11 protein-coding genes are annotated in these 18708 nt (G+C 44.3%); 4 read left to right on the plus strand and 7 right to left on the minus strand.

All coding sequences use genetic code 11. From position 1 onward, the window contains the following. Positions 1-136: 136 nt before the first annotated feature. Positions 137-4990 (minus strand): NAD-glutamate dehydrogenase, encoded by a 4854-nt coding sequence (locus JFC06_RS00800; protein WP_198333601.1) that lies wholly within the window; start codon positions 4988-4990, stop codon positions 137-139. Between the two features lie 462 nt (positions 4991-5452). Between JFC06_RS00800 and purD the strand changes: the two genes are divergently transcribed. Both purD and JFC06_RS00810 read left to right on the plus strand, forming a co-directional pair. Next, the gene (purD, locus tag JFC06_RS00805; RefSeq protein ID WP_198333774.1) at positions 5453-6781 is read left to right on the plus strand and encodes a phosphoribosylamine--glycine ligase; all 1329 of its coding nucleotides are present in this window, start codon (positions 5453-5455) and stop codon (positions 6779-6781) included. A gap of 432 nt (positions 6782-7213) precedes the next feature. After that, the gene (locus JFC06_RS00810; RefSeq protein ID WP_198333602.1) at positions 7214-8608 is read left to right on the plus strand and encodes an ABC1 kinase family protein; all 1395 of its coding nucleotides are present in this window, start codon (positions 7214-7216) and stop codon (positions 8606-8608) included. Positions 8609-8752: 144 nt separating this feature from the next. Here the strand turns inward: JFC06_RS00810 and JFC06_RS00815 are convergent, their stop codons facing one another. Then, a complete protein-coding gene (locus JFC06_RS00815; protein ID WP_198333603.1) occupies positions 8753-9415 on the minus strand; it encodes a class I SAM-dependent methyltransferase in 663 nt (220 codons plus the stop codon). A gap of 200 nt (positions 9416-9615) precedes the next feature. On the opposite strand from JFC06_RS00815, the gene JFC06_RS00820 reads away from it, so the two are divergent. Both JFC06_RS00820 and JFC06_RS00825 read left to right on the plus strand, forming a co-directional pair. Next, positions 9616-9807: a DNA gyrase inhibitor YacG gene (locus JFC06_RS00820; protein WP_193005035.1), complete on the plus strand. Its 192-nt coding sequence runs from the start codon at positions 9616-9618 to the stop codon at positions 9805-9807. A gap of 40 nt (positions 9808-9847) precedes the next feature. After that, on the plus strand, positions 9848-11029 hold the full coding sequence (locus JFC06_RS00825; RefSeq protein WP_198333604.1) for an aspartate aminotransferase family protein: 1182 nt from the start codon (positions 9848-9850) through the stop codon (positions 11027-11029). A gap of 119 nt (positions 11030-11148) precedes the next feature. Here the strand turns inward: JFC06_RS00825 and JFC06_RS00830 are convergent, their stop codons facing one another. From JFC06_RS00830 to JFC06_RS00850, 5 genes are all read right to left on the minus strand, one after another. Next, complete coding sequence (locus tag JFC06_RS00830; protein WP_193005038.1) at positions 11149-12048, minus strand: LysR family transcriptional regulator; 900 nt, start codon at positions 12046-12048, stop codon at positions 11149-11151. A gap of 234 nt (positions 12049-12282) precedes the next feature. Next, a complete protein-coding gene (dnaX, locus tag JFC06_RS00835) occupies positions 12283-14211 on the minus strand; it encodes a DNA polymerase III subunit gamma/tau (RefSeq protein ID WP_198333605.1) in 1929 nt (642 codons plus the stop codon). 158 nt (positions 14212-14369) lie between these two features. Further along, positions 14370-15908, minus strand: coding sequence for a lysine--tRNA ligase (gene lysS, locus JFC06_RS00840; RefSeq protein WP_198333606.1), 1539 nt, complete (start codon positions 15906-15908; stop codon positions 14370-14372). A 134-nt stretch (positions 15909-16042) separates the two neighbouring features. Next, positions 16043-17134 (minus strand): peptide chain release factor 1, encoded by a 1092-nt coding sequence (prfA, locus tag JFC06_RS00845; RefSeq protein WP_193004804.1) that lies wholly within the window; start codon positions 17132-17134, stop codon positions 16043-16045. Between the two features lie 256 nt (positions 17135-17390). After that, complete coding sequence (locus tag JFC06_RS00850) at positions 17391-18536, minus strand: beta-ketoacyl-ACP synthase III (protein ID WP_193004803.1); 1146 nt, start codon at positions 18534-18536, stop codon at positions 17391-17393. Positions 18537-18708: the final 172 nt, after the last annotated feature.

An 18708-nucleotide genomic window follows, 5' to 3' on the forward strand; every position in this document is an offset into this window, starting at 1 on the left:
TGCTTTATCGCACCCTACCCTTTCTTGTTTTTCTTGTTCTTACTTTTATTAGACAACAAAAAACCACCGTTAATAGATAACGGTGGTTTTTTTACATACATAAACTTATATGTTTATTTTTACTCAGTGTTCACTTTTACTTAGTCACTAGACCACTGAGCTCACTCATGAGTACGGACAGCGTTGAGAGACTAACTTGACTGTTTTCATCATTACTATGCAGCTCATCAAGTTTGTGCATCTCACTCTCTACCGATGCCAACTGATCTAAATGGCGTGAACGCCATTCACTAAACGCTTGCTTCGCATCTGGTTTTGACAGAACTGCATCCATCAGTAGACGCAAGCTACGTGATAGCTCATTCACGAGTGCATGGCGTGCACGGCGATCCCAATAGTCTTGCTGCGGTAAGCTTGCAATATTTTCCATCATCCAATCTAGTTGCAATACTTGATACGCTTCAAAATATAACGTTGCAATCTCATCGACAGGACGCTCATATTGCTCGGCCAAAATGGCTGCATCAAGTGCATCAACATGATATGGCAGCATAGCAAACAACGCTGCATCCGTGTTAGACAGCGCTTTGTCCATCAGGCTTGTGGTATCTTCTTGCAGATACTGAGCAAATTGCTGCTCAATAAAACCGCCTGCCTTGGTGAGTTTTTCTACACTATTACTAAAGCGACCAATCATATCAGTGACTTGCAAATCTTGACCAAAGGCATTGATAAACCAAACGATACCACGCTCAAGCGCATCACGCAGACGCAGCTCAAGCGTTAACAGTAACTTAGCATCGACTTGATTGTCCAGCGCTTCTAGGGTCTTCCAAGCTTTTGAGACATTAAAGACATCACGGCTGATTGCATAACCCCGAATAATGGTTGCCAATGATTGATCTGTTTCCTCAAAAAGGCGGAACAACGCTTCAATACCTAAGCGGTTGACCACACTGTTGGTTAAATAGGTACTGATGATTTCACGATGCAAACGGTGCTCAGTCATCTCATCAAAGAAGCGTGAGGCCAGCTCATCAGGGAAGTACTTACGCAGCTCGTTGATGAAGTACGGATCATCTGGCAGGTCAGACAACAGCAAGTTGTCATAAACCCACATCTTACCATAAGCCATGACGACGGCTAACTCAGGATTGGTCAGACCAGTATCCACTTTTTGACGTTTGACAATTTCTTCGTCTGATGGTAGATACTCGATTGCACGGTCAAGACGGCCTTCACTTTCTAACATCTGAATGAAACGTTGATGTTCGCTCAAATTTGCGGAGGCAAGAAGCTGGCTCAGCTCAATCGCTTGTGGTTGTAAGTAGTTCTGGCGTAACACGAGCTCGGCCACAGTGTCAGTCATGCTTTCTAACAGCTCATTACGCTGTTTTAAAGTCATATCACCTTGTTCGACGACTTTACCAAGCAAGATTTTGATGTTGACTTCGTGATCTGAGCAGTTAACGCCGCCTGAATTATCGATAGCATCGGTGTAAATACGGCCACCTTTTTGGGCGTATTCGATACGTCCTTGCTGGGTAAAACCTAAGTTGCCGCCTTCACCAACGACAGCTGCACGTAGCTCATTGCCATCGACACGTAGCGCATCATTCGCACGGTCACCGACATCGGCATGAGTTTCGTTAACGCTTTTGACATAGGTGCCAATACCGCCATTCCAGATCAGATCAACAGGTGCCCGCAGTAAGGCACTGATCAAATCGTTGGGTGCAAGGCTGTCCTCATTAATATCAAACAGTGCTTTCATTTCCGCACTGATCGGGATGGTTTTGTCTTGACGAGAAAATATACCACCGCCTTGACTGATCAAGGACGCTTCATAATCTGCCCATGACGAGCGTGGCAGCTCGAACAAGCGGGCGCGCTCGGCATATGAAGTCGCCGTGTCTGGATTGGGATCGATAAAGATATGTAGATGGTTAAAGGCTGCAACCAGCTTGATGTGGTTTGAGAGCAACATGCCATTACCGAACACATCACCGCTCATATCCCCAATACCAACCACGGTAAAGTCATCACGGTTTTGAATGTCCATACCGCGCATACGGAAATGACGCTTAACAGACTCCCAACCACCACGTGCGGTGATACCCATTGCTTTATGGTCGTAGCCTACCGAACCACCTGAAGCAAAGGCATCATCTAGCCAAAAATTGTACTCTGCCGCCAAGGCGTTGGCGATATCAGAGAAAGTGGCTGTCCCTTTATCAGCAGCAACCACTAAGTACGGATCGTCTTCATCATGGCGTACCGTATTGGCTGGCGGGACAATATTGCCGTCGACAATATTATCGGTAATATCAAGCATACCGCGTAAGAACGTCTGATAGCAGGCGATACCCTCGGCTTGGAATGCTTCACGGCCATCTGCCATGGTTTTATTTTTGACAATAAAGCCGCCTTTTGAACCCACAGGGACAATGACTGCATTTTTGACCATCTGTGCTTTGACCAAACCCAGCACTTCGGTACGGAAGTCTTCCATACGATCTGACCAGCGCAGGCCACCACGCGCGACTTTACCACCCCGTAAATGGACGGCTTCAACACGCGGTGAATAAACAAATATCTCAAACATGGGTTTGGGCAGTGGTAGGTTTGGAATGTCTGCTGCCAAGAATTTAAACGACAAACGATCTTTACGTCGACCATTGCTATCAGTTTGATAGAAGTTTGTGCGTACCATGGCGTTGATTAAGTCTAAATACCAGCGCAAAATACGGTCTTCATCTAAACTATCGACGTCTGCAAGTGCCGCGGTAATCTGCTCGTAGATTTGCGCCGTTTTCTCTGTGCGTTCGTCTTCACTGTGTTTAGGGTTCATACGCGCATCAAACAAACGGCCTAGGGCCACACTAATATCGCTATTTTTTACGACAGTTTGTTGAATGTAAGTACTAGAGAACGGTGCTTTTGCTTGCATCATATAGCGTGATAATGCCCGTAGCACCACCACATCATACGTATCTAGATTAGTCGTCAATACCAGCTCATTAAAGGAGTCGCTTTCGACCTGTCCTGCCCAAATCTGCTTGAGACTGTCTTCAAACTGACCCCGCACCACTTGCATGTTGACGGTATCGACATGCTCTAACGTCAGCTCATACTCTTGCATCCAAATAGGCTGTTCTGGTAGGTCAAACTCGTAAGTTTGGGCTGAGATGACCGATACGCCGAAGTTTTCGAGAATTGGCAGTACTTTGGACAAGATCACAGGTTGTTCACGACCATACAGTTTTAGATGTAGCTGATTGCTCGCGTCTCCTGTCGATTGGTACAAGTGCCAAATCATCGGCTGCTCTGCTGTCAGTCCAGCCAAGCGTTTGGTGTCTTCAACGGCGGTACGGGCATCAAAACGCTCTTGATACGCCGCAGGAATATAATTTAAAAAGCGACGGTTCAAAGCGTTGGCTTGCTGCTCACCCACGTTGTCGAGCAACACTTTTTGGTAGCTATCGCTCCACGATTGCATAAGTGCAGACAGCTTGGCTTCAAGCGTGGCTGTATTAACGTCTTTTACTTGACCTGGCACCGTACGGACGTGAACATGAACACGAGCATGAGCAGATTCATTAAATTCAGTGGTAAAGCCAGATGATGTGCCGCCATAAGCTTCTTTTAGCACATTCTGTACTTTGATACGCAGTTCAGTATTGAACTTGTCGCGCGGAATATAAACCAAGCACGAGACAAAACGCTGATAGTGATCGATACGGCTGAACAGACGCAAGCTCTTTTTGTCTTGTAATTGACTAATGCCAGACACGATAGGATACAGCTCTTCAACGCTGGCTTGAAATAGATCATCACGTGGCAAGGTATTGATGACGTGCATCAGTTTATGGTGGGCATGACCATCACGTGGTAATTCGGCCATCATCATAATCTGGTTGGCTTTTTCACGTAATAGCGGTATTTGCTGCACGGTAAGTTGATACGCTTGTGACGTCAGCAGACCAATAAATCGATATTCACCGACCAGCTTGCCGTTGTCATCAAATTTATGAATACCCAAAAAATCCATATATACAGGACGGTGTACTGGCGATACGCGGCTTGATTTAGAGAGCATCAACACGCGCGGCTCAGTCAATAGCTGCTTTAACACTTTAGGCAGTTGGCTAAAGCTCTCTGACAATTTATCTTCTTCAGCCCCGCGTAATAACCCAAGGCCACTATTGCCAATAGCAAATAAATCTAAATCCGCAGGTTCGCCATTGACATCCACCTCAACCGACTGGCCCCCTTCTAATCTATATTCACGGTAACCCAAGAATATAAAATGATCGTCTAATATCCAATCTAAAAACGCTTGGATCTCCTGCTGGGAGTAAAATACTTCGGGCAGCGGTTTTTTTGATAGCTCCGTTTTAATGTCGGTCAGCTGCGCACGCATCTGTTTCCAATCACCAACGACGGTATCGAGTGTCGCAATTTTGGCCAACAGCATTTGTTGTAGCGCCTCCAAGTCATCATTGTCTTGGTAAGCGATTTCACAGTGAATCAATGAAAAATGAGAGGTGGCACTTTCATGTGCGCCTTCGATATGAGTAATGTTCCCATCATCATTACGCTCAACGCTGACAATGATGTTGTAAGTACGATGCACATCGATGCCTTCCGCTTCAAGGCTCATCAAAATCGTATCAACTAAAAACGGTCTGTCATATGCCACAATTTGAATCACGGTGTGCGAGCTGTGAAAATGTTGTTCTTCTGCTTTTGGATTTAGCACAGACAACTGCGGCTTACTGCCATCATAGGCTTTGAGGAGCGTAAAATGATGGAGCGCCATACCTGCTAAGTCAGCATTACTGATTGTTTTTGCCGTCTCTTGGTGTAGCGGCTGGTAATAACTATGAATAAAATGGTCAAACAACGATTTGTCTTTTTGTACATAACTGGTAGCAATATCGCTTATCTGGCTGATGCGCTCTTTTGCGATACTGAGAGAGTTTGGCATGTCCTTCGTCCTTTTTTACAGGTTTGGTTTATCATGTATTTATTTGATTTTATTAATCTGTATTATCTGCTAATACCGCATGAATGTGTTTCATACTATTGATGCGGGAAAGCAATCAATCCATTTACGTAAATTATTCTATTTTTTTTTGCTTTTTGAAGTTTTTCTCCTTATTTTACTCTTATATTTTAAGAATATTTAGCAATCAGGATTTAATACCATTAATCTAGTGAAGTTTAACGCACCTAAGGCGCGAGCTAAAGCGTACAACATCATTTCATGAATCAGCAACATGCCGATAACATTTACTAATGAGACAGGCATTTAGCTTGACAGGTTATTAACTGCTGGCGGGTGGATACTCATGGCAATCGTCATGAATTTTTTGTTAGAATACGCGGGTGCATTTAAGAGTGTGTGACTTACTTACTATTAACTTTAACGCTAAGGGCAAGACGTATGATGAATATTTTGGTGATTGGTTCAGGTGGTCGTGAACATGCACTAGCATGGCAGTGTGCAAAAGATGACCATGTAAAAAATGTCTACGTTGCGCCGGGTAATGCTGGTACTGCCCTTGAACCTAAATGCCAAAACATTGTGTTAGCGTCTAGCCAAGATAACGCCAATGAACATAGTGCGGTTATCGAATTTTGTCAAAACAATGCCATTGATATGGTCATCGTGGGCCCAGAAGCGCCTTTAGTCACGGGTATTGTCGATGCTTGCCGTGACGCTGGTATTAAAGTGTGGGGGCCAACGGCGTATTGTGCTCAGTTAGAAGGCTCAAAGACCTTTGCCAAAGAATTTATGGCACAAAACAACATTCCAACGGCGGCTTACCAGGGGTTTACGGATGCGGCGGCGGCCAAAGCGTATATCGATGAGCAAGGCGCCCCAATCGTTATCAAGGCAGATGGGCTTGCGGCGGGTAAAGGCGTCATCGTTGCAGAGACTGTCGAACAAGCGTATGACGCAATCGATGATATGCTTGCGGATAACAAATTTGGTGATGCTGGCAGCCGTGTGGTTATCGAGCAGTTCTTACAGGGGGAGGAAGCGAGCTTCATCTGTATGATTGATGGTGAAAATATCTTACCCATGGCGACCAGTCAAGATCACAAACGTGCCTTCGAAGGGGATACAGGACCGAACACGGGCGGTATGGGAGCCTACTCTCCTGCACCAGTCGTGACGCAAGAGGTTCATAACAAAGTAATGACACAAGTGATCCAGCCAGTGGTTGATGCGATGAAAGCGTCAGGTCACCCTTATACGGGATTTTTATATGCAGGTTTGATGATTGATCAGGCAGGTGATCCGTATGTTATTGAATTTAACTGCCGCTTTGGTGACCCAGAGACACAGCCTATTTTGATGCGTTTGCAGTCATCGATGGTAGATTTGGTCGCCCAAGGGCTGGCAGGTCAATTGCCTAGTAATGCCAAATGGGATACGCGCCCTGCTCTTGGTATCGTCGTGGCCTCAAAGGGTTATCCAGAAACCTCATCAAAAGGTGATGTCATTGCTGGCTTGCCAGAACTTGATGCCAGTCACGCCAACGCTGTTAAAGTATTTCATGCTGGCACCGCATTTTCTGATAGTAGCGCCGTAGATAATAAGCAGGAAGTAGTCACTAATGGTGGACGGGTGTTATGCGTGACGGCCCTAGCAGACAATATTTCTGATGCTCAACAAGCCGCACTAGCCGTCACAGGAGCAATCAGTTTTGATGGTGCGCAGTATCGTCGTGATATCGGACATCATGCCATTGCTCGTGAAAATGCTTAACAAACTGTGATTCATTAAGCGGTTAGTGTGCTTCAACTGTGTTGCTAAATAATTCTTACCTTATGGTGTTTGACCTAGCTTGATGCTAGGTCTTATTTTTTGATGACGCTTTTTAGGTCATTTCATGTACCACCAATCTTCTGACTGCTGCCTTTTTTCACAACCCCTACAGATATTTATACATAACATAGTTGCCTCATTCGTGTGAGCGTCCAAGCACCTATCAACGGTAAAGATTAACAATTGTATATTTAATATCTAGCAATACTTAAATGCATACCATGGCTTACAAAGTAACTGCTATCAGCCAGCTTAGGCTCATCAACCAAATGGGCTTTATATGGTACAATTTTGTACTTGTACATCGCATCTCCCTTGTATTGTAGGTTTCGAACCCGCAAATCAATAGCAACTGGATGAATGATTATATTTATGGCAAATGATACGTCTAAACCTTCTAGCAACAAGCAGTCAATTGATAATTTAAAAACCTCAGGATTTGAGCGTCGAATGTCGATTGCCAAAACCTCCCTGAATATTGGTCGTCGTTGGGCGGGTAATAGTGTGTCTGGTATGTTCTTGAATAAAGAGGCACGTACCGCGCGTAATCAGGCATTTATGGAAGCACAGGCTAATTATCTTGCATCAGAGCTTGGTAAGTTGAAAGGTTCAGTCGTTAAGATTGGCCAAATGCTGGCGATTTATGGCGAACACATCTTGCCACCTGAAATCACACGTGCTCTGCAAACGCTAAATGATGACACAGCGACATTATCATGGCCGACAATTGAGTTAACGTTACGCGAGTTGTTGGGTGAAAAGTTAAATGAGTTGGATGTTGACCCTACCCCTATTGGAACCGCCTCCCTTGCCCAAGTTCATCGTGCCACAGTCATTGCAACTGGCGAACAAGTCGTATTAAAGATTCAATATCCAGGTGTCGCAGATGCTATTAACTCGGATCTTGCGCTGTTTAAACAGTTGTTAAAAGTCAGCAACATCGTTCCACAAACCCGTTCGCTTGATGCTTGGTTCGAAGAGATACGTGACTTACTCCATCATGAAGTCGACTACGAAGCAGAAGCGATGACCACAGAGCGCTTTTATGACCGTTTGAGTCATGATCCTCGTTATGTGGTTCCTAAGATTAATCGTACTTATTCAAAAAAACGCTTACTATGTATGTCTTATGAACCAGGCATTACGGTGGTCTCTGAAGCGCTGCAACTATTGCCTCATGAACGTCGTAATGCGATCGGTCAAGCTGCCATTGAAGTCATGATGAAAGAAATTTTCGTTTGGGGTGAGATGCAAACGGATCCAAATTTTGGTAACTATCTGGTTCGTGTTAGTGACAGTGATGATGATATTGACAAGTTAGTGTTGTTAGATTTTGGTGCTATCCGTGAGTTTGATAATCATTTATTAACCATCGCTCATGGTTTACTAAAGGCGGGCTACCGTCATGACCATCAAGCCATGAAGCTTGCAATGAGAGGCTATGACTTTTTTGATAGTATGAGTGAAAAAGTCCGCTCTGACATTGCTTCGTTATTTTTGTTAGCCACTGAACCCTTTAGTGATCCTGCAACAAACTCAAATATTCCTGCTGATTGTTTGGATAAAAATAATCGCTATATTTGGGCAAATAGTAAATTGCATTCACGCCTTTCCTCTGCGGCAACTCGAGCGATGCAATCTTTTGAGTTTAATCTTCCGCCAAAAGAGTTTATGTTTATCAGCCGTAAGTTTATCGGTGCATATACTTTTTTGACGGTATTAGATGCATATACTGATTCTAATAAGTTGGTAAAACCTTATTTGTAGTGATGTTTGCCGCGCGATTTTTGACCGCCTTTTAGGGGCGGTTTTATTTTTTATTAAATTTTTTACTTAGGCTATTTTATATTTATAGAAATCTTATGTGGCTTTATTTTTAGTTGTAAACGCTACTTAGGCTATTTTTGTAACTTACAATACAGTCTGCCAGTCATCAAATCTCGTTTTATAACCTTCTGGCTTATGCATGTTAAGCTCCCAGCATGCTTCTTCACGCGCCAAATACTTCACTTCAAAATGCGTCCGCTGGCTATCGTCTGGCACTCGCTGCCGCGTATTTGGTAACCCCCATACTTTAGTTGCTTGCTGCTCAGCATTGTCCATATACGCTTCAATATTGGTTACTAGTGTCACTTCACCGTCTACTTGTAAGCGTGACAATAAGAACTCAAAAAAAGGCATATTTAACCACTGTTGATTCGGGTTTTGCTGTTCAGGGTTGGGATAAAGGATAAAAATTTTAGCCACACTGCTAGGCGCGATAGCATGAACAATCCATGCAATTGCATCAGCATGAATGGCATCTAGATTGGATGAATTTTGCCGTGTAGCCAATTTTGAGAAAGCCTCAAACTTATTACGCGTACGCTCAATAGCAATCAGATGTTTATCAGGATTTTGTAATGCAAAACCAAGAGCATGCTTGCCCTTCCCTGCTCCAATCTCTAACACCAAAGGCACATTGTCTTTATGTTTACCGATGATACTTGGCATGATAAAGTCACGCGGTGCCGAGAGCTTCTCTGGTTGAAATGCACGCTTTTGCTGGTGCGTAATCTCGTGATTGTCTGTCATCTACTGTCCTTAAAGTTTTTGTCTTTTGCCATTATTCAGCCCCATGCTATTATATAGTCAATCCACCTCAATAGTAATATAGCGATCGCGGCTACCCTGTTATCTATCGTCATTTAGACAAGGATGGACAAGCCATACCAACGCTATTCGCTGGTCACACCAATTGTTCAAGCAACCTTAAGGATACGCTCACCCCTATTATGACTGACTCTACCCCCAATACCTCACCCAAAACCTATCCTTGTCCACGTTGCGGCACTCAGACGGCATGGCAGGACAATAAATATAAACCATTCTGTAGTAGTCAATGCAAACTGATTGACTTAGGCGCGTGGGCAAATGAAGACTACACGTTACCTGCTGAGACCACCCCCTTCTCTGACGAACTATAACCCATACTTTTAATTGATCTATCACACCAAGGATATTTATATGCCTGCTACTTACCTGATGCCTACTTATAACCGTCAACCAATCAGCTTTACACGTGGTTCAGGCAGTTGGTTGTATACTAAAGATAATACCCCTTATTTAGATGCGTTGACTGGTATTGCGGTGTGCGGATTGGGGCATTGCCATCCACAGGTAACCGACGCCATTCAGCAGCAAGCAGCCACCTTGGTACATACGAGTAATCTATTCGGTATCGATTGGCAAGAGCGGGCTGGAGAAACGCTTTGTACTGCCGCCCAAATGGACAGCGTTTTTTTTGCCAACAGTGGGGCTGAAGCAAACGAAGCGGCGTTAAAGCTTGCACGTCTATACGCGCATCAGCAAGGCTTTAAACGTCCCAAGGTGATCGTTATGGAGCAATCATTCCACGGTCGTACGTTGTTGTCTTTGTCAGCCACTGCCAATCCAAAAGCGCGTGAAGGGTTTTACACGTTGGATGCAGATTTTATCCGCGTACCGTTTGGCGATGTCGCAGCGATTAAACAAGCCGCGCAAGAGCATGATGATATTTGCGCGGTCTTTGTGGAGCCTATTCAAGGGGAAGGCGGTCTTAATACCGCTGCCAATGGTTTTACGTATCTTGAAGAGCTACAAGCAGAATGTGAGGCTCACAATTGGCTGTTTATGCTTGATGAGGTGCAGACAGGTAATGGACGTACGGGTAAATACTTCGCGTATCAGCATAGTAACGCTCGGCCTGACATACTGACAACGGCTAAAGGGTTGGGTAACGGCTTTCCAGTTGGTGCTTGTATGGTACGAGGCCGCGCCAATGGCTTATTTGGAGCGGGCAGCCATGGTTCTACTTATGGTGGTACGCCACTGGCAAGTCGTGTGGTACATAGTGTCTATGAAGTGCTAGCAAACAGTGACATTATGGATAATGCCATCCGCGAAGGATTATTCATTCGAGAGACTATCGTTGATGCATTAGGACAATACGGGGTTAGTAGCCGCGGCGCTGGGATGATGATTGGTATCTCATTACCTGAAAACATGGACTGTAGTCAGCTGGTTGATCGTGCGCGTGATGAACAAAAAATGATCATTAACGTCACTGGTGGTCATGTTGTGCGCTTACTACCGCCGCTTAATATGAACCGTGATGAGAGCACACAGGTGGCTGAGCGTTTAATTGATTTATTAAAGCCATCTTTTTAAAGCGATTTTTGACGTCTGTCACCTCTTAATGTTAAAAAAGCCTATAGATTTGCATGATCTATAGGCTTTTTACTTATTGCTAATTACAACAAGCGATAAGTGTGTAGTGTGATCAGCGCTTAATTAGCATGAAAGTACTTTTTTAATACTTCTAAGCAGCGCGTAATTTTAGCCGGCTGCTGTTCGCGATTTAAAGTAACCGCATATAATACAAAACTTGGCAGCTGATAACCCGTCAATACCTCAACCAGTTCTCCGTTTTCAAGCTCTTTTTTGATATCCATCTCCATCATTCTCACCAAACCGTGACCTTCTTTGGCCAATGTGGTTGCCATAAAAACGTTATTGGTATAAATGCGTGAGTTCATTTTGGTGCGTGTTTTTTTACCAGTTTCTGTTTGAATCAGATCAATCTGGTTGGCGTCTTTCATGATTTCAATACAAATCAGCTGATGATCGGCCAAATCTTTAGGTGTTTGCAGTTTGGTATGCTGGCGTAGATATTGGGGTGAGGCGACAAGCATTTGACGTACATCTGTCAATGGGTGACTGCTTAAGCTAGAATCATTGATCGTTGGGCTCATCCGAATCGCAATATCAATACGCTCATCAATCATATCGATATAATGATTGTCTGCCAGATAGGTGATACTGAGGTCATCATGGGCAGCCATCCACGTAGATAGCGCGGGTAAAATGTGGTTGACGCCAAGCTCAGGAGTGGTCGCTACACGTAGACTACCAGCCAGCTCATCACGTAGCTGATTGACTTTAATTCGACCCTGCTCGGCCGCACTGACCACATCTTTTGCAGCCTCATAAAAACTTTCACCAGCTTCTGTTAAGCTCAGCTTACGAGTTGAGCGATGCAACAGCACCACGCCAAGCTCATTTTCTAATGAGCGGATTTGCTGACTGACTGCACTGGTTGTAATGCCAAGCTCACGAGCGGAGCCACTGAAAGAACCATGTCCAACCACACTGGCGAACACGGCCATACCGCGTAAATTATCCAACATATTCTCACCTAAGCTGCATTTCAATTTTTAATATAACTTAACCATTATAACGGACTTTAAATTGTCTTACAGTTACTAAATACGCGACTTTTCTTTAAGTAAGTTTATTTAATAATCCATAAAACTAAAAATATCAAGACGATACCGTAACATCGTCTTGATATTTTATATAAAAATTTTGATTGGGAACTATATAGGCTTTCTAGTAAATTTAACAACAAATTTTTTGACTGCTTAATACAGTTGCACCTTACCCATTTTTCCTTCGCCCCGCTCAGTCAGATACTGCATTACTGGTGTATTTAGCAATTTAGACTCTGCCACCGTTTTGGCTTGTAATAAACGTTTTTGTTGACGGCGTTCAGGTGTCTTATCATCAGCTTGCATGATACTACCATCAATGCGTAAATCAATCTTTGCTTGGGTAAACTGTTGTTGCAGCTTTGCAGCTAACTGCTGAAAGGTGGTTTGTAGATGCCGGCTATCCACACTCGTCACAAAGGTTGCTTGGCCATTACACAGGCCTGTCACCATACCTTGACGCGCAAGTGCCAATTCATCTTGAGCCAACACGTCAGATTCACGAGCCGTTTGTAGCCAGTAATCCCACTTCTCTGGTGTCCACTCACCTGTCAACTCTTGCGGTGGACAACGCAGCAAAGTACGAGGATCATCGTCAGTATGAGTGACTAACTGAGAATCATTTGCGTCAGGCTCAACAACTGGTTCAGGCTCAACAACTGGTTCAGGCTCAACAACTGGTTCAGGCTCAACAACTGGTTCAGGCTCAACAACTGGTTCAGGCTCAACAACTGGTTCAGGCTCAACAACTGGTTCAGGCTCATGGCTATAAATCTGATCTACACTTAATTCATTATCATCGTAGTCGTCACGTTTCAGCACTTCATTGCTTTGCCCTTGATAATCAACATCATAAGGCTGTAGTGGTGGCACTGAAGCGGCGTGCGCCTTGTCGCTTGACGACTGAGTAGAAGAGCGGCTTTCTATCGCGGGTGCTTTTGAAGAGGACTTAGGACTATCATAGGTACTACTTAACACTTCATCGACAGGCAGCGGACGGAAAGCCAATAGGCGTAAGATACACATCTCAAGCGCTTGCATGGGCGTACTGGCAAGCTTAACGCCTTCACGCGCTTGTACGACGATCTCATAATAGAGTTGCAACACGTCTGGACTGATGTGCTGAGCGAGTGCATTGATATCTTGTGCCTGCGCCTCATTCACATTTAAAGCAACTTCAGGTAATAGTTGAGTCAATGCTAATTGATGTAGTAGCTCAGCGAGGCCATCGAACATACTGGTGGCATCAACCATCTGCGCACGCATTTGCTCAACATGGGCGGCGACGGCAGATTTGTCATGATTATAGATGTCTGTGATCAAGCTAACCAAGTCAGCCGCATCAATCAAACCAAGCATCGCATTGACGGTGACATCATCAAGCGCCCCTTGACCAAAAGCGATCGCCTGATCTGTTAATGACAGAGCGTCCCGTACTGAGCCTTTGGCCGCACTTGCCAGCTGCCAAAGTGCTGGCTGAGTGTAAGTCACTTGCTCTTGGGTCAGGATATTGGCCAAATGCTCACTAAGTAGCGTTTGCGGTAGCGGACGCAGCACGAACTGCAGGCAGCGAGAGATAATGGTAATTGGCAATTTTTGTGGATCCGTCGTCGCCAGCAAAAATTTCACATGCTCAGGCGGCTCTTCTAGCGTTTTAAGTAGCGCATTAAAGCTATGGGTCGAGAGCATGTGTACCTCATCGATGAGGTACACCTTGTAACGACCTTGGCTTGGCGCATAAGGAACATTATCTAATAGCTCACGAGTGTCTTCGACTTTGGTACGGGAAGCGGCATCAATCTCAATAAGATCAATAAAGCGCCCCTGATCGATGGCCACACAGTTATCACACACCCCACAAGGGGTACTAGTAATGCCTGTATCACAGTTCAAACACTTAGATAAAATGCGCGCAATCGTCGTCTTACCCACGCCGCGCGTCCCAGTAAAGAGGTAGGCATGATGCAGACGATTATAGTCAATCGCATTGATCAACGCTTGGGAGACATGCGTTTGCCCAATCAACTCATGAAAGTTTTTGGGGCGGTATTTGCGAGCTAAAACTTGATATTGCTGCGACATAGCTATCCATTGTGCCAAGTAGTTAGAGTGCTTATTTTGAATACTATTTTTCGATATTTATTATAGCAAAAAGCCAGCGCATTCGTCTGGCTTCTTACTGTTTCGACAAGCGATTGTCTTATATTCACTAAGCGATTTTGATTAAAGCCGATGAATCATTAATCAATTTTACGGCGCATATGTGGGAATAAGATCACATCACGAATACTGGCCGAGTCAGTCAATAGCATCACTAAGCGGTCGATACCAATACCCTCACCTGCGGTTGGTGGTAAACCATAAGACAAGGCTTCGATATACTCTTCATCGAAGTGCATGGCTTCATCGTCACCAGCATCTTTTTCAGCAACCTGCCCACGGAAGCGTTCTGCTTGATCCGCTGGGTCATTAAGCTCACTAAAGCCATTGGCCAATTCGCGACCGCCGATAAATAACTCAAACCGATCGGTGATTTCAGGGTTGTCATCACTACGGCGTGCCAGTGGTGAGGTTTCTGCTGGATACTCAGTAATGAAGGTGGGCTGACGTAATTGATGTTCAGCGGTTTCTTCAAAAATAATGGTTTGTAATTTGCCCACACCAAACACATCTTTCACTTGCTGCTTAAGTGTCGTTGACGCGTATTCTGCTAGATACTCACGATCATTGATACGTGCCATATCGAAATTTTCGGCATATTTTGCAATCGCATCAGACATAGACAGACGGGCAAAAGGCGCTTTTAGACTAATGGCTTCTTCTTGATAGGTAATCTCTGTCGTGCCCAAAATATCTATCGCCAACTCATTAAATAAGCGTTCAGTCAAATCCATCAAGTCATGATAGTCAGCATACGCTTGATAAAACTCAATCATAGTAAATTCAGGGTTATGACGCGTTGACACCCCTTCATTACGGAAACTACGGTTAATCTCAAATACTTTCTCAAAACCCCCAACGACCAAACGCTTGAGATAAAGCTCAGGCGCAATACGTAAATACAGCGGCATATCTAAGGCGTTATGATGGGTCACAAACGGACGCGCCACCGCGCCACCTGGGATAGGATGCATCATTGGCGTTTCAACTTCCATGAAGCGCTCATTAAGCATAAATTTACGGATACCGCTGATGACTTGACTGCGAATCATAAACGTATCACGCGTCGTCTCATTGGTCATCAAATCCAGATGACGATTGCGATAGCGTGCTTCTACATCGGCGAGGCCATGGAACTTATTTGGCATTGGGCGTAGTGATTTGGTTAGCAGAGTGATCTCTTCAATATGTACATATAGGTCCCCTTTTCCTGAGCGACCGATATAACCTGACACCCCAACAATATCACCCAAATCTAGTGATTTAATACTGGCCCGTGTTTCATCATCCAGCTCTTTACGGGCAACATACAACTGAATGCGGCCTGTCATGTCTTGAATCACGATGAATGATCCACGGTTGAGCATGACTCGACCTGCCACATTGACCTGTGTTTTTTCCCCGTTAGCCACTTTCTCTTCAATTTCTTGTTTTGAGATGCCATCAAATGCCGTTTGCAAATCTTTTGCATAATCAGTGCGTTTAAACGTATTGGGATACGGCTGTTTACCTGAAGCACTGATATCGTCTAGCTTGGCTTGTAGCTGCGCAATCAGCTCGTTAGCGTCTTCTAGTGGGGTTTGATCTTGGTTCTGATTTTGATTGTTGTGCTTTGACATAACACTCTCAATATTATTGGGTAATTAAAGGGATAAATGAAAATAGAAAAATTAAATCAGTGCTTATTATTAGAAAAACAGCGGTAAAAACGTAGAGACCTTTGGAAAAGTACAAATTTTTGTAGGGCTAGATTCTAGTCACCACCGCCAATACTGGCCATCAAATCCGCCTGATGCTCACGCAACAACGCATCAAGAATCTCATCCAAATCGCCTTCCATAATAGAATCAAGCTTATATAAGGTGAGATTAATACGATGGTCAGTCATGCGCCCTTGTGGGAAATTATAGGTACGGATACGCTCACTACGGTCACCACTACCCACCAAATCACGACGAATGGTATCTGCCGCATCCACCTGTGCTTGCACTTTGACTTGCTGGATCTTTGAAATCAGCATTTTCATGGCTTGTGCACGGTTTTTGTGTTGGCTACGTTCTTGTTGACACTCTACCACGGTACCGGTTGGAATGTGGGTCAAACGTACGGCAGAATCCGTGGTATTGACATGCTGACCACCCGCACCGCTCGAGCGGAACGTATCAAAACGAATATCTGCTGGGTTCAAATCCACTGTGTCATCAATCTCAACCTCAGGCATGACAGCAACTGTACAGGCTGACGTATGCACGCGGCCTTGACTTTCAGTCTCTGGTACACGCTGCACACGGTGTACACCAGACTCAAACTTGAGACGACCATACACGCTGTTACCTGATACACGGGTAATAATCTCTTTATAACCGCCATGCTCACCTTCACTGGCAGATAATACTTCTACCGTCCAGCCTTGCGTCTGCGCGTACTTTTGGTACATGCGGAACAAGTCACCAGAGAAAATGGCGGCCTCATCACCGCCTGTGCCTGCGCGAATCTCTAGAAACGCTGGCACTTTGTCATTGGGGTCTTTTGGTAGCATCATAAGATTGAGCGCCTCTTCCATCTCAATGATGGTATCACGGGCATTATCAATCTCATCGATCATCATCTCTTTCATGTCAGGATCTGTGGCATCAGACAGCATCGCTTCTGCATCGGCCTGATCCGTTTCTGCACGCACATAGTTTTGCCACAAAGTAGTGATATCCATCAAGTCACTATGCTCAACAGACAATTCACGGAATTTATTATTATCACTGATGACACTAGGATCTGATAATAAGGCGGTGACCTCTTCATAACGGTCTACCATCTGGTCTAAACGCAGGCGTAAGGATTCTTTCATAAAAGGACTTTTAATTGGATGAGAGGAATAAGACGGTGATTATAGCAAATTTTTTAGCTTAAATTAAAACCTCTGAGTAAACTTGCCATTATATTGGCAAGCTATATCGATTCTGAAATACTGCCACCGTGTTCTCATCATTTAGTTTCTATACAGTAACGCACTGAAAACACAACCATAAAAACGTGGCCATAAAAAAAATAGCTAAGAATACTCTTAGCTATTTTAATGACTACAAAAAACTTAAGGTTAAACGCTACACCTTACGAACCAGCACCGAACCGATTGAGTAACCAGCACCAAATGAGCAAATAACCCCCAAGTCACCTGACGCCAGCTCATCTTTATAGCGATGGAAGACAATCATTGGACTGGCTGAGCTGGTATTGGCGAATTCAGCAATAACGCTTGGGACAATGGCTTTATCCGCTTCCTTACCAACAACAGTACGCAGGATTAAATCTAACATATTGGCGTTGGCTTGATGTAGCCACATCATCTTAACATCGGACGTTGGTATGTCGTTTTCTTGCAAATGCTCGGTGATGACTTCTGACACTTTTGGACAGACTTCACGGAATACTTTACGACCATTCTGCAAAAAAAGCTTGTCAGTCACTGGTTCTTTGATATCAGGATACATCTCGGTCTGTGCCGCCAAAAACTCAGAGCGATCCATAAAGCCATATTCGTTTTTGATGTTGGTCGAAAACTGTGTGAACAGCTTAGAGTTGAGGATCTCATAACCCTTTGGCGTGTCCAGCTCTTCGACGATAGAAGCAGTGGCGACATCACCAAAAATGAAGTGGCTGTCACGATTGCGCCAGTTAAGATGGGCTGAAGTGATCTCAACATTGACCACAGCGACACGTTTGGCAAGACCAGAGACGATAGAGCCATGTGCTTGTGAAAGTCCAAAAGTCGCCGCACTACAAGCAACATTCATGTCATAAGCAAAACCGCCAATCATACCGATTTCATTTTGAATCTCAATCGCCACTGCAGGATACGTGCGCTGAAAATTTGAGCAGGCAAGAATAATGCCATCTAAATCATTGGCCTCAAGTCCAGCATCTGCCAATGCGTCTTTTAACGCTGCAGCGCCCATTTCTGCCATGATAGACAGCTCTTCGCCCAAGTTACGGTAAGGAATAACTGGAGCCATAATCTCCGGATCTAAAATACCGTCTTTTTCCATCACGTAACGTGATTTGATACCAGATACTTTTTCGATAAAGGCCGCTGATGACGGCTCAAGGGCAGTAACCGTCTCTGCTGCTATCTCATCAGCATGCTTTGCATTATAATTCTCAACATACTGGTTGAATGAATCTACCAACTCTTCATTGCTGATGCTAAAGGGAGGGATATACAGGCCGGTGCCTGTGATACAAGTCGTCATGATAAGCTTCCTTGTCTACTACTATAGGGCTTGGGATAAGCATAAAAGTGAAAAATAACAGTCATTCTTCTTCAGTGAATAACTGTAAACTTAAAATCAGTGCCTTTATTATGCCTGAATATAATTATTTTTCTAATACTTTGTTACAAATAATCTGTTTGTTGTGAAAAAT

This window comes from Psychrobacter namhaensis (genome assembly GCF_016107545.1).
Lineage (GTDB): Bacteria > Pseudomonadota > Gammaproteobacteria > Pseudomonadales > Moraxellaceae > Psychrobacter > Psychrobacter namhaensis.

Bases quoted from the DNA above. Each gene is read 5' to 3' on its own strand.
- JFC06_RS00800 (WP_198333601.1), bottom strand. From the start codon at position 4,990: ATGCCAAACTCTCTCAGTATCGCAAAAGAGCGCATCAGCCAGATAAGC.
- purD (WP_198333774.1), top strand. From the start codon at position 5,453: ATGAATATTTTGGTGATTGGTTCAGGTGGTCGTGAACATGCACTAGCA.
- JFC06_RS00810 (WP_198333602.1), top strand. From the start codon at position 7,214: ATGGCAAATGATACGTCTAAACCTTCTAGCAACAAGCAGTCAATTGAT.
- JFC06_RS00815 (WP_198333603.1), bottom strand. From the start codon at position 9,415: ATGACAGACAATCACGAGATTACGCACCAGCAAAAGCGTGCATTTCAA.
- JFC06_RS00820 (WP_193005035.1), top strand. From the start codon at position 9,616: ATGACTGACTCTACCCCCAATACCTCACCCAAAACCTATCCTTGTCCA.
- JFC06_RS00825 (WP_198333604.1), top strand. From the start codon at position 9,848: ATGCCTGCTACTTACCTGATGCCTACTTATAACCGTCAACCAATCAGC.
- JFC06_RS00830 (WP_193005038.1), bottom strand. From the start codon at position 12,048: ATGTTGGATAATTTACGCGGTATGGCCGTGTTCGCCAGTGTGGTTGGA.
- dnaX (WP_198333605.1), bottom strand. From the start codon at position 14,211: ATGTCGCAGCAATATCAAGTTTTAGCTCGCAAATACCGCCCCAAAAAC.
- lysS (WP_198333606.1), bottom strand. From the start codon at position 15,908: ATGTCAAAGCACAACAATCAAAATCAGAACCAAGATCAAACCCCACTA.
- prfA (WP_193004804.1), bottom strand. From the start codon at position 17,134: ATGAAAGAATCCTTACGCCTGCGTTTAGACCAGATGGTAGACCGTTAT.
- JFC06_RS00850 (WP_193004803.1), bottom strand. From the start codon at position 18,536: ATGACGACTTGTATCACAGGCACCGGCCTGTATATCCCTCCCTTTAGC.